Consider the following 13,504-nt stretch of genomic DNA (forward strand, 5'->3'; position numbering starts at 1 on the left):
AGGAGTTGTATTTGTGATTCAATTTAATCATGTGTCAAAATCGTATGAAGATGGCACGAAAGCAGTGGATTCATTGCATTTAGAAATTAAAAAGGGAGAATTTTTTGTTCTTATCGGTCCGAGTGGTTGCGGGAAAACCACGACAATGAAGATGATTAATCGTTTAATCGAAACGACTGAAGGATCGATTTTAATCGATGGAAAAGATATTCAACAATATAATATAAACGAATTACGTTGGGATATAGGATACGTGTTGCAACAGATTGCTTTGTTTCCTCATATGACAATCGCTGAAAATATTGCAGTTGTTCCTGAAATGAGGCAATGGAGCAAAAAAGAAATTAAAGCACGCGTCGATGACTTGTTACATATGGTTGGATTAGAGCCGGATATATATCGAGATCGTATGCCTGATGAATTGTCAGGAGGACAAAAACAACGTGTCGGTGTCGTGCGAGCATTAGCCGCAAACCCGAAAATCGTTCTTATGGATGAACCATTTAGTGCGTTAGATCCATTAAGTAGGGAACAGCTTCAGAAGGATATTGTACAGTTGCAAAAAAAGATTCAAAAAACAATCGTGTTCGTAACACATGATATGCAAGAAGCATTATCACTTGGAGATCGCATTTGTATTATGAAAGAAGGAAAAGTTGTTCAACTAGATACACCAGAAGGAATTATACATAATCCGAAAAATGAATTTGTAGAGGAGTTCATTGGAAATCATGGGCGAACTTGGTATGAGGGGAAAAGTGTAGCAGATGTATTGCCACTTGATCAAAGTGTGCAATTAGAAGGGCAGGCGCTATCATTACATTCTTCCTTACAAGAAGCACTAGTTCGTGTGCGTGATGAAGAGGTCGTTCCAGTTGAAGAAAACGGTCAATATATTGGAGCGTTAACAAGTCGTCATATTGTCAATTACATTGTTGAACAAATGAAGGAAAGAGGCTAAACAGTGACTAATTTTATACAAACGTTCCAAGAACGAAAAATAGAATTACTAACTGCATTAAGTGAGCATTTACAAATATCGCTTATTTCATTATTTTTTGCAGTAATTATAGCAGTGCCACTTGGCATCTTATTAACAAGAAAAGAACGAATGGCTGAATTTATAATAGGAACTTCTGCAGTAATGCAGACAGTGCCATCACTTGCATTGCTTGGACTCTTAATTCCGTTAGTAGGAATCGGAAAACTTCCAGCGATTATCGCATTAGTTGTGTATGCACTATTACCTATTTTACGAAATACATATACAGGAATAAGGGAATTAGATGAATCTCTAATAGAAGCCGCGAAAGCTATGGGGATGAATAGTTGGAGAAGATTGTGGAAGGTAGAACTTCCTCTTGCATTGCCTATTATTATGGCCGGTATTCGTACAGCGATGGTATTAATTGTTGGAACGGCTACATTAGCAGCTCTCATTGGTGCTGGTGGGCTCGGTAAGCTTATATTATTAGGTATAGATCGAAATGATCATGCACTTATCATTTTAGGGGCCGTACCAGCCGCGTTACTCGCTTTATTCTTTGATATAGTACTTCGCATACTTGAACGGCCGAAACGCTCTTCTAAGCGTGTTATATTGACGATATGTATTGTTTGTATAATGATTGCTTCTCCATTTCTTTGGAGTACAGAAAAGAAAGATATTGTTATTGCGGGCAAACTTGGATCAGAACCTGAAATTTTAATTCAAATGTATAAGCAGCTTATTGAACAAGATACAGATTTACACGTACAATTAAAACCAGGTCTTGGGAAAACAGCATTTGTATTTGAAGCGTTGAAATCAGGGGAAGTAGATATATACCCAGAATTTTCAGGAACAGCTTTATCTACTTTCGTGAAAGAAGAACCAAAGAGTACAAATCGTGATGAAGTATATGAGCAGGCTCGCGTTGGAATGGAAAAGAAATATAATATGATTATGTTGAAGCCAATGGAGTATAACAATACATATGCACTAGCCATGCCGAAAAAAATAGCAGATCAAAAGAATATAAATACAATTTCTGATTTAGGGAATGTTGCGCAGGAAGCCAAAGTAGGATTTACATTGGAATTTGCTGATCGTGAAGATGGTTATAAAGGAATGCAAAAATTATATAACTATAAGTTCTCAAATGTTAAAACGATGGAGCCGAAGCTGCGTTATAGCGCAATTGAATCTGGAGATGTTAACGTAATTGATGCATATTCAACAGATAGTGAATTGGAGCAATACGGACTGAAAGTGCTAAAAGATGATAAAGGGTTATTCCCACCTTATCAAGGAGCACCATTATTAAGAAAAGAAACGTTACAGAAATATCCTGAACTTGAAAAGGTATTAAATAAATTATCTGGAAAGATTACAGATGAAGAAATGCGAAAAATGAATTATGAAGTTAACGTAAATGGTAAAAGTAGTGAAGAAGTCGCAAAACAATTTTTACAAAAAGAGAATTTACTTCGTTAAATTTACAAGAAATATACAAATTTATATGTTTGAAATGACCGTTCATTACAAAATGAGCGGTTTTTTTGTGCATACTTATACATTTTTTCAAAAAAGTATTCCATTTTTGCTCATTTTCTTTTAGAATAAGTAATGTTTTCCTGAAAAAATATAAGAGAAACGTCTATTAGAGAAAAAGGTGACTTTAATAGTTGAACGAACATAACACCTAGAATGACAGATGGGGTGGTACAAATAGAAAAGAAGTTAGGATTTTTTCCATTAATCGCATTAGTAGTTGGAACAATGGTTGGTGGCGGTGTTTTTAGTTTACCGCATGATTTAGCAGTAGGAGCAAACAGTGGTGCAATAATAATTGGCTGGTGTATTACAGCGATGGGAATGATTCCCCTTGCGCTCGTATATCAAACGTTAGCAAGACAAAAACCGGAACTTGAAGGTGGAATTTATAGTTATGCACGTGCTGGTTTTGGTGAATATATTGGATTTAATAGTGCTTGGGGATATTGGCTAGCAGGAATCTTAGGTAATGTCGCAACAATTATGTTACTGTTTAGTACATTAGGTTATTTCTTTCCAATTTTCAAAGGAGGAAATAATGTTGCGTCTATCGTTGGGGCATCACTTTTATTATGGACACTTCATTTTCTAATTTTATTTGGGATCCGTGAAGCTTCTATTATGAATGTTATCGCAACAATAGGGAAGTTAGTTCCAATCGTTTTATTTATTGTTGTAATGGTAACAGCCTTTCGCTGGGACACATTTACACATGATTTTTGGGGAGAAGGAACGATCTCACTTTCCGCTATACTTGGTCAAGTGAAAAATACAATGCTTGTAACACTTTGGGTTTTCATTGGAGTTGAAGGAGCGGTTGTATTATCTGGAAGAGCGAAGAATAGTCGAGATGTTGGTAAGGCAACAGTATTGGGACTTATTTTAGTAATGTCCATTTATATTTTAATTTCTGTCCTGTCAATGGGAGCTATGACAAGAGGCGAACTTTCTGTGTTAGAAACTCCGTCAATGGGACATGTATTAGAGCACGTTGTTGGCCCATGGGGTGCAGTTGCGATTAACATCGGATTAGTTGCTTCACTTGTCGGTACATTAATTGGCTGGTTTTTACTTGTTTCTGAAATTTCTCATGTAGCAGGAAAAGATGGCGTATTTCCGAAAGTCTTTACGAAAACAAATAAAAAGCAAACACCGCACATGGCATTATGGATTTCAAATGGTGTTGCCCAAATTATATTTATCATCGTTTTGTTTTCGGAATCGACATATCAAATTATGTATTTCATTGCATCAACATCAATTTTATTACCATATTTATTATCAGCGTTATTCCAATTTAAATTAGTCATTACAAACGAGCTAAAAGACGCAAAATTAAAAAACGGAGCGTTGGCTTTAATTGCTTCTATTTACTCTGTATGGCTTCTTTATGCAGCTGGTTTAAAGAATTTACTACTCGTTTCAATTGTGTATGGAATTGGAATTATTGTTTATACGTTTGCAAGAAAAGAACAAGGGAACCGTTGCTTTGTAGGTGCAGAGAAATATGTGATGTGGGCAATTATTGTTGCGGCTATCACATCCATATATATGTTATTAACTGGAAATATAAAAATGTAAAAAGTCCTTTTCATTTAAAGGGCTTTTTTCTTTGTTTAGAGAATATTTACTACATAAGATATTCAGGAGGGATGAGAATGGAAAAAAAAGAACAGTTGTCTAGAATAATTGATTTAGCTAGTGAGTTAAGGAAAGTATTAGTGCAAGAATCTTTTTTTAATCATCATCCTGAACTGAGAGGAGTCATTGAAAATTTAGCAAGTTCTGTTGAAAATTTGGCGGAATTACAAATAAGTAAAGATGAAAACGCTGAAGATCGATTACGTTACGTACTTGCGAAAATGAAAATTGCTCATAATGCAATTTTACAAGAGAAAAAAGCATTTCCTTCTCATTAATATAAGTTTTTATTTTGAACCTGGCGGATAACGTCAGGTTTTTTATTTCTAGTTTTTCGTTTCTTTCATACACTAAGAATAGTATGAAAAAAGAAGGTGACTAAGGTGAAATTACATAAAGCTCTTCAGCCAAGTTTTATAAAACGAATGTACTATATGAGATTTTTAGGGAAATTTACAAAAGCTGAGAAAGAGAAGAGTGGAGAGAATTTCTTTGTACAATGCTTATCGCCAATACCATTCACTTTACAGGAACAATTTACAAATGAACCATATGTATTTGAAGGGTTATGTAGCAATAAAAAGAATGAAAAAATCTTTTCGGAATTAAAGAAGAGGAAATTAGAAAAGCAACTAGTAATGTTTCGTCTTTATTATGAAAGAGGAAATGTATACGTGGAGTTAATATGTACAGAAGAACCGAAAGAAATAGCAAGCAGCTATAAAATGATTCCGGCACCTAAAGTTACAAATAATAAAAAAAGAGAATCTTTAGAACGAAAACTTAGCAACGGTTATTTATCATTTCTTATGCCAAAATTTCCGAAAGACTTTGAGCCTCCCGAATTATTGTGGCACGATGGAAGACTTTACGGAAACATATCCCTAAAGTCATCAATTAGCTCAATCGCCTATTTTGAACAGAAACGTGAATGTAAATATATAAACTGCAGTGACTGGACGAAGTATGTAGAAATAGCGGTAGAAGATCAATTATATTTTGTAAGTGATTATGTGTATGAGCAATTAAAAAAACGAATGCATGAAGAAGGTAAGCTAGTTGAAGTAGAGGATATAAAAGTACAAAAAGATGAATGGGAATGGGATGAGCGTGAATCGTCTTTTTTACAGTATGTACAAAGTATGGTGCATAATAAAGGGTTATATTTGGATGAAACGGATATTTATAATTTCCATATAAGTGTAAAAACAAATATGTTAACGATTCTTGGTGGTATACCGGGCGTTGGGAAATCACGGTTTGTGCAAACTTATGCAGAAGCATTAGGGTTACAGTATGGGGAAGAGTTGGTTTGGATTCCGATTTCGCCATCGTATCAAGAACCACATGATTTACTTGGTTACCTTCATCCAAATGGTACTTTTATTGAAAGTGAAACGAAGTTAGTTAGAACGTTAATGAAGGCGAAAGAAAATCCCAATCAACTGTATATAATCGTTTTTGATGAAATGAACATGTCTTATATTGAGCATTGGTTTACTCCGTTTCTATCTGTTCTTGAACTTGAAACAAAAAATCGTATTTTAAACTTGTATGAGGGTGTACAGGACATAGAGAATTCAATTCCATCAACAATTGAAATTGGAGAAAATATTATATTTGTAGGTACTGTGAATTTTGATGAAACAACAAAAGAGCTCTCTGATCGATTATTAGATCGAACGAACCTAATAACGTTACAGAAAATTCCGTTTTGTGAGATGGACATGGAACAGGGGAAAGTCGTATTACATCCACCTTTGAAAGTAACAGCGGGAGAATTTCGGATAAATTGGATGAGAAATAAAGCGATGATTGAAGTGTTTTCTGAAGAAGAATTAGAGCTATTAGATAAGTTGCATGTCGTATTGTCATCACATGACGCGTCTAAGGGAATTTCTTTCCGATGTGCAAATGCAATTGCGACTTATTTGCAAAACATACCGTTCCAAAATAATCATACCTATATGATCAGTAGAGAAGAGGGGTTTGATTTACAAATAAAGCAGCGTGTATTGACGAAAATCAGAGGGACCGAAATGATGGTTGGGCCTTTACTTTCTGAAGAAGCAAAAAGGGGGGCGACCTTAGTACCTCTTTTGCAATCTGCACTTGCAAACAGAGTATCTACATTTGAACACTCTTTAGCATATATACGAGAAAAACGTAGAGAACTGGAGCTGTATGGATATGCAAAATGAAGGGCGTTACGAAACAAAAATCGTTGATACGAATGAAACGCTCCCTTTTGTATTAAAGTTAATCATTGGAAATGAGGGGAAAGGAGATTATATTTTATTAAATCGTCTTTGTACATCTACTACAGCATTAGTTCAATGTATTTATAAAGTACAAGAATTAAAACCAATAAGATTGCAGTACAATTATGAAATTCCAATGAATATTACTTTTATATGGAATAAAGTATATGAGGGACAGAAAAATATAAAAGAGGCTCAATATGAAATAAATGAAAAAAAACAAAGAGTATTAATATATGAACATGGGAAAACAGAATTCTTTTATCCATGGCGCTGTGGTTTATACCATTTTGAAGTGCGTATAGAAGAGACAACGTATTATGGCGCATTTCAAATCGTACCGAAAAACTTTTTTGATGATCAATTTGAAATGATTCAAGACTATGTGAAGTCAATTTTAAATGAGTTGATTTTGGATAGAGGTTACTATAAAAAGACCTTCTCTGCACTTAGCGATATTGAGGATTCTTCTTATTTAGTGTTACTTAGAAAGTTACCCCAAAAAATGAAAATGATAAAGCAAATCTTTAAGAAAATAGAATCAAGCTCAAAATTTATAAATGAATATAAATGGGAAGGAAAAGAGCGAAGGCCAACAAGAAAAGGAACTATAGTGGCAGAACGAAAACCTTATGCCAAACATTATAATCGTAAGTTTATGGAACAAAAAAATAGTAAGGAAAATGCATTTCTTAAATATAAAGCGATGCAATTTTATCATTATTTAATTGAAGCAAAAAGTTTTTTACGTCAAACAATGGAAATCTTAGAAAGAGAAAAAAAGAAAAAATCAGAAGAGTTTCAAGCCGTAAAAACGATTATACAAACAATTGAGCGTAATGGATCGGTAACTGATAGAGAGAAGCAAAAATATAAAAATATACATTTACTAAAAGAAGCCGATTTACGAAAGAGCTCAATGAAAATACAAGAATATAAAATATTGGCGCATATTGTGCATGAAAATGTACAATACTTTCAAATGTTAATGCATTCTTCGTTTTGGAGGGAAGTTACCGAAACAAGTAACATGAACTTACATGATTTACCGATACCACATCAACAATTACTACATCATTTAGAAGTACTCCCGCAATATACGGATCAATCTCCATCGTTATTATTTGTTTATAAGCCAACGTTTTTAGTGTATGAATATTACGCTTTTTTTATCGTTATTTCAATTTTAGAGCAAATTGGTTTTGAAGCTAGAAACTCTATCCGTGAACAAATACAAGAACATTTTTATGTAGATGGATTACAAGATGGAACGACAGTAGTTTTAGAACGAGATGATATAAAGGTGCATGTTGCATTTAATGACTTAATTGAAACACATCCTCTTATTGCATTAAGTAAAGGTAGTAATTTTTACAATGGTGAGGATACGAAGAAGCCAGATATTCGCTTAGACTGTTATGTAAAAGAAGATGGGAAATACGTATATAAATCTTCTATTATTATTGAAGTGAAGTATAGTCCAATGTACAATATTTTTCAGCACGTCGGAAATACGAAAGCAACTGAGCAAATGTATAAGTACTGGTCTATAAAGTATGTAGAAGAACAGGATGGAAAGCGAGTCTATTATCGAAGGTCAATTTATGAAGTCATTTGTGTATATCCAGGAAGCCATATGCATAGTAAAAAAATTGAGTCTGGATGCGGTGTTTTCTTGCAGTTATATCCATATAAGACGAAACAAGGGGAAGAGAAATTAGCTGGAAAACATGGGATGGTACAAATTTTTGAAAAATGGTTAAAAAGCATTAAGAAGTAAAAGAAATCCTTTTTCATAAAGGATTTCTTTAGATTAAGAAGAATTATATGCTGTATGGAAAGAAACATAATGTAATTTAGATTTGAAAAGTGCTACAAATGTATTATTAAAAGGAATGTGAGCGCGGGATAAAAGTCGATTAAATTGGAATCTAATTCATTTTGCAGAATATAATAAGTCATAAATATTTTTAGTTGCATACGAAGATTTGTTCTTATATGATAGATAGTGAAAGCGTTATCAAAAACAGAGCGGCGATGGGAAAGGCGGTTAAATATGTTCCAGCGTGTTCAAACAAAGGAAGAACATTTTGGGTTCGAGCAACTATGGGGAGATTTTTGTGAGGAAAGAAACTTAATGTTCGTAGAACGTAATTTAAATCCATCACGATTTTTATTAATAGAAGATGAACATCCTATTGGTACAGTGGAATGTATTAAGTATACGGTACCTGAACAATCAAATTCTGAGTTTTTCTATCCGTTTTCTAAAAATGATTTAGTGAAAGATTTGAAGAATGTATATGAAATAGGCAAGTTAAGTATTTCGAAAACGTCTCGTGGGAGAGGACATTTCAAAAGGCTAACAGCTATTTTATTTATACATGCGTTAGAAACAAAAGCTGAATGGTACATTGCAGCAGTAACAAAAAGAATGTATATGTATTTACTTACACTTGGTTTTCCAATTGAGCCAATAGATAATCCATTTCAGTTTCATGATACTTTACAAGGTGTACCAGTAAGAATTCATGCTCGAAAAGGGGTTACGCATTTGTATTCTTTAAAAGAATTTCGTGATGTGATTCAAGGGAATGCTCATGCACAGGCATTAATTGCAGAATACAGTAAAAATATTATGTTAACGAAATAAAGCGAAGTGAATATGTATAATAAAGAGAATAATATTTGTATAGGATATAACTCTTCATTAAAAAAGACCCTTATTATTTTAATAAGGGTCTAAAAATTATAATCCAAATATACTAAAAATCATTTTGCGGCGCTTCGGTTTCTTTTCTCGTTCATATGTTGGTTTTGAATCAGGAGTAATATAAATGGGTTCTTCTTTCGTTAGGGCAGCTTCTAACTTTTGAATTCGCTCTAACATTTCCTCCATTTCACGACGGTGTTGTAAAAGTTGGTACGTGACGACATCATTTGCCTTATCTTGCATTTGTTCTTCCATTCGATCAAGTCTTCTCGTAATAGTGTTTAATTGATCAGCTAATTGCTCAAAATCATTCGATGATATGTTTTGAACAATTGTATTAACTTGAGTTTTTAATTCCTCAACTTCATTTGAGGAAGCCTTTTGAGTAGATTGAGAATTTTGAGATTGCTCTATTTGAAATCGATGGTGTTCTAACATTTGATCGACATCCTCTTGTGTGAAAATAAAGTGGCCATATTTGTTTTTCTCTATCGTAAGATTTAATTGTTGTGCGATCCGGACAACAGCCTTTGGGCTAACACCTAATTTCTTTGCGATAAATGGTGTTTTATATTCCAAAATAATCCCTCCTATATATATCCTGTTGAATGATTTCGAGTTATGAAGTAAGTTCCCTTCTAGTGCGACAAAAGAAGTGTGGAATCGGCAAAGAAAGTGTTTTTTCACGAAATTGAGTTGAGAAGAATAGTTCGTTTAAATAAAAATGTTTTATCGTAACATTTAGAATAATTTGACGAGTGTAAATGAATTAGATTATCATAATGATAAATATCTTTTTTATGTATGCATATAATATATAAAAAGGTGGTTGCTAATGTAGAATTTTGTTAGAGTATTAGAATGCTTACTTCACTTGAATAAAATTAAGTAGGAGGTGGCTTCCTTGCTTACAATGTAAGTAAGGAAAAGTATTTGGACATATATAGTATAAGTATAGTGATTGTTTTAATTGCTTTAACGGCATTTTTCGTTGCAGCAGAATTTGCAATTGTTAAAGTGAGAAGTTCACGAATTGACTATTTAATTGCAGAAGGAAATAATCGTGCAAAATCGGTCAAAACAGTCATTACAAACTTAGACGAATATTTATCTGCTTGTCAGCTGGGAATTACTGTTACAGCTTTAGGAATTGGGTGGTTTGGTAAACCTGCGTTAAAGCAAATGTTTGATACGCTTTTTGCAAATTGGAATATCTCTACTCAACTAGCAGACATTTTTGCTGTGATTTTAGTGTTTTTGTTAATTACTTTTTTGCATGTTGTAATAGGTGAATTGGCCCCAAAAACATTTGCAATTCAAAAATCTGAACAAGTGAGTTTCCTTGTTTCTAAGCCGTTAATTTTCTTTTATCGTATTGCATTCCCATTCATTTGGCTATTAAATGGTTCAGCTCGAATCATTACGAAGCTGCTAGGGCTGAAACCGCCGAAGGGACATGATGAGGTTCATTCAGAAGAAGAATTACGGTTGTTAGTTTCAGAAAGTTATAGAAATGGTGAGATTAATCAATCTGAATATAAATATGTGAATAAAATTTTTGAATTTGATGATCGCATTGCAAAAGAAATAATGGTACCTCGAACTGAAATGAATATTATAAGTAAAGAGATGTCTGCTGAAGAAGCTCTGCAAAAAATGTCTCGTGAAAAATATACAAGGTATCCAGTTGTTGATGGCGACAAAGACCACGTAATAGGTTTTGTGAATTTCAAAGATATTTTTACTGAATTTGTACAACATAAAGCTGTTAATAAGAAGACAGTAGAGCAATATATGAGACCAATTATTTTAGTTATCGATTCTATTCCAATTCATGATTTGTTTTTGAAAATGCAAAAAGAAAGAACACATATTGCTATATTGATAGATGAATATGGTGGAACATCTGGACTTGTTACTGTTGAAGATATTCTGGAAGAAATTGTTGGAGATATTCAGGATGAGTTTGATACGGATGAGCAGCCAGAAATTCAAAAGGTTAGTGAAACGAAGACGATACTAGAGGGAAAAGTACTTGTTAGTGAAGTAAATACGTTATTTGGTTTAGGGATTGATGATGATGGTGTTGATACAATCGGTGGTTGGATTTTAACGAAGAATATAGAGATTGCTGAAGAGGATTCCATTGAAATTGAAAATTATAAGTTTTGTGTGAAAGAATTAGATGGACATTATATAAAAAGATTAGAAGTTACAAAGATAGTAGAATCGATTGTTATTTTAGAAGATGAAAAACAAATTTCGTTACAAGAGCAAATTAGCTCGTAAACTCTGCTATATAGCAGAGTTTTTTTGAGCATAATGTTTTTTGAGGGATAGGAGCTATGATACAATGACATAAGTCAAACCTTTCACTAGGTGAAGTATTGTTGTATACATATATTTGGAAGGAGAAGAAGCATGAAAAAGCATTTATATATAAATGGAGACTGGAAATCTGTAAACACGTATAAACCATTGTACGCACCATATTCTGAAGAAACATTAGCGGAAATTGCACAAGGAACGGAAGAAGATGTAAAAGAGGCTGTTACTGCTGCAAAAAATGCAATGACAAAAATGAATACATTATCTGCATATGATCGTGCGACTATTTTAGAGAAAGTTGCACAAAAAATGGATGAAAGAAGAGAAGAATTTGCAGAGATTATTGCAAAAGAAGCTGCAAAACCAATACGTGCTGCAAGGGGAGAAGTAGATCGTACTGTTCAAACGTACAAATTTGCAGCTGAAGAAGCGAAGCGTATATATGGTGAGACATTGCCATTAGACGCCGCACCTGGTGCGGATGGGCGTATCGCATATACAATCCGAAAGCCGATTGGGGTTATAGGGGCTATTACACCATTTAATTTCCCATTAAATTTAGTAGCGCATAAAGTTGGACCAGCAATTGCTGCCGGAAATACAGTTGTATTAAAGCCAGCTGATCAAACGCCATTATCATCTTATGCATTAGTTGAGTTATTTGAAGAGGCAGGATTGCCAAATGGAGCTTTAAATATCATTTCTGGCCCTGGCTCCACGGTTGGTGAGGCCATCGTCAAAAATGATTACGTTGCTTCTATTACTTTTACCGGAAGTCCAAAAGTTGGAATTGGAATAAAACAAAAGGCTGGGCTAAAACGAGTTACGTTGGAACTAGGATCAAATGCTGCTGTTATCATTGATGAAGATGTAGAGTTAACAGATGAAATAATTGAACGTGTAAAATGGGGAGCATTTGTTAATAATGGACAAGTTTGTATTTCCGTACAACGTGTTTTTGTACATGAAACGAAAATGCATGAATTTCTTTCGAAGCTGAAGAAAGCGATGGAATCAGTTGTTGTTGGTGATCCACTGCTTGAGGAAACGGATGTATCAGCTTTAATTTCAAAAAAAGATGTAGAGCGAATTGATATGTGGGTTCAAGAAGCAATTAAGGAAGGAGCAACTGTTTTATGCGGTGGTAAAAAGCGCGATGCAAGAATTTTTGAACCGACTGTATTAACAAATGTTCCAGATCATGTATCTGTGCAGTGCCAAGAAGTATTCGGCCCACTCATGACAGTAAATACATTTAAAGAATTTGATGAAGCGATTGAACAAGTAAATAATTCGCGTTACGGCTTACAGGCAGGTGTATTTACAAATAATTTAGTTAAAGCAATGCGTGCAATTGATGAGCTAGAGGTTGGTGGTGTCATGATTAATGATATACCAACGTTCAGAGTAGATCATATGCCTTATGGTGGTGTGAAAGAAAGTGGTACGGGGCGTGAAGGAATTAAATATGCAATAGAAGAAATGACAGAAATGAAATTAGTATGTATTAAAAAATAAAATAGAAAAACTTAAAACTTGCACTAAAAAACGAGTAGGAAATGTTTACGATTCCATACTCGTTTTTTACGCTTCTAGTAACTATTTAATTAAGTGTAACTTTTACTTCATTTCTTGTTTGAAAATAGTATCTTCTACATAAATTTGTTCTTTATCTACAGCAGTAGCATGAGTTAATACTAAACCGATTGGTGTTTTTGTATCTTTATTTTGAACAATTGTAAAAGGAACATTTTTTTCGTTTGCTAATTTAATGTATTTTGATAAATGTGGGTAAGCAATGCCACCATTTAGGAGGAGTTGTAATGATTGAGAAGGGCGCATGCTACCCGCCACTTCAGAGTATACATTACTTTGCATTACTTGACCGATCGTTAAAGCGATTTCCACACGCTCACGTAATGTAGTTAAATACATATTACGTTCTTCTGGTTTGTTTTGCTTTTGGCCGTAAATGCCTTCTTGGAGATAATCTTCCACATTTTTATTTACCATATTTTTCACACC

11 protein-coding genes are annotated in these 13,504 nt (G+C 33.9%); 9 read left to right on the forward strand and 2 right to left on the reverse strand.

Going from position 1 to position 13,504, the window contains the following annotated elements; all coding sequences use genetic code 11:
* The first annotated feature begins 13 nt into the window (after nucleotides 1–13).
* The 7 genes from ACTFRY_RS15200 to ACTFRY_RS15230 all read left to right on the forward strand — a co-directional run bounded on the left by ACTFRY_RS15200 (nucleotide 14) and on the right by ACTFRY_RS15230 (nucleotide 9,091).
* On the forward strand, nucleotides 14–961 hold the full coding sequence (locus ACTFRY_RS15200) for an ABC transporter ATP-binding protein (RefSeq protein ID WP_000614082.1): 948 nt from the start codon (nucleotides 14–16) through the stop codon (nucleotides 959–961).
* Between the two features lie 3 nt (nucleotides 962–964).
* Nucleotides 965–2,476 carry an ABC transporter permease/substrate-binding protein gene (locus ACTFRY_RS15205; protein ID WP_000181015.1) on the forward strand — a complete coding sequence of 504 codons (1,512 nt, stop codon included), beginning with the start codon at nucleotides 965–967 and terminating at the stop codon, nucleotides 2,474–2,476.
* Nucleotides 2,477–2,689: 213 nt separating this feature from the next.
* Entirely contained in the window at nucleotides 2,690–4,117 is a 1,428-nt protein-coding gene (locus ACTFRY_RS15210; RefSeq protein ID WP_000129444.1) for a basic amino acid/polyamine antiporter, read from the forward strand.
* Between the two features lie 77 nt (nucleotides 4,118–4,194).
* Entirely contained in the window at nucleotides 4,195–4,455 is a 261-nt protein-coding gene (locus ACTFRY_RS15215; RefSeq protein WP_000412089.1) for a hypothetical protein, read from the forward strand.
* A gap of 105 nt (nucleotides 4,456–4,560) precedes the next feature.
* Nucleotides 4,561–6,378: an AAA family ATPase gene (locus ACTFRY_RS15220; protein ID WP_000766199.1), complete on the forward strand. Its 1,818-nt coding sequence runs from the start codon at nucleotides 4,561–4,563 to the stop codon at nucleotides 6,376–6,378.
* On the forward strand, nucleotides 6,368–8,218 hold the full coding sequence (locus ACTFRY_RS15225) for a hypothetical protein (RefSeq protein WP_098616752.1): 1,851 nt from the start codon (nucleotides 6,368–6,370) through the stop codon (nucleotides 8,216–8,218). The genes ACTFRY_RS15220 and ACTFRY_RS15225 overlap by 11 nt, the downstream gene beginning before the upstream one ends.
* 276 nt (nucleotides 8,219–8,494) lie before the next feature.
* The gene (locus tag ACTFRY_RS15230; protein ID WP_000487795.1) at nucleotides 8,495–9,091 is read left to right on the forward strand and encodes a hypothetical protein; all 597 of its coding nucleotides are present in this window, start codon (nucleotides 8,495–8,497) and stop codon (nucleotides 9,089–9,091) included.
* Between the two features lie 96 nt (nucleotides 9,092–9,187).
* Here the strand turns inward: ACTFRY_RS15230 and racA are convergent, their stop codons facing one another.
* The gene (gene racA / locus ACTFRY_RS15235; protein WP_000456022.1) at nucleotides 9,188–9,730 is read right to left on the reverse strand and encodes a chromosome-anchoring protein RacA; all 543 of its coding nucleotides are present in this window, start codon (nucleotides 9,728–9,730) and stop codon (nucleotides 9,188–9,190) included.
* A 354-nt stretch (nucleotides 9,731–10,084) separates the two neighbouring features.
* On the opposite strand from racA, the gene ACTFRY_RS15240 reads away from it, so the two are divergent.
* Complete coding sequence (locus tag ACTFRY_RS15240) at nucleotides 10,085–11,440, forward strand: hemolysin family protein (RefSeq protein ID WP_098616753.1); 1,356 nt, start codon at nucleotides 10,085–10,087, stop codon at nucleotides 11,438–11,440.
* A gap of 132 nt (nucleotides 11,441–11,572) precedes the next feature.
* A complete protein-coding gene (locus ACTFRY_RS15245; RefSeq protein ID WP_000716457.1) occupies nucleotides 11,573–12,997 on the forward strand; it encodes an aldehyde dehydrogenase family protein in 1,425 nt (474 codons plus the stop codon).
* 102 nt (nucleotides 12,998–13,099) lie between these two features.
* Here the strand turns inward: ACTFRY_RS15245 and ACTFRY_RS15250 are convergent, their stop codons facing one another.
* Nucleotides 13,100–13,492, reverse strand: coding sequence for a YueI family protein (locus ACTFRY_RS15250; RefSeq protein ID WP_000247557.1), 393 nt, complete (start codon nucleotides 13,490–13,492; stop codon nucleotides 13,100–13,102).
* Nucleotides 13,493–13,504: the final 12 nt, after the last annotated feature.

The organism is Bacillus cereus group sp. MYBK195-1 (genome assembly GCF_051916605.1).
Classification (GTDB): domain Bacteria; phylum Bacillota; class Bacilli; order Bacillales; family Bacillaceae_G; genus Bacillus_A; species Bacillus_A cereus.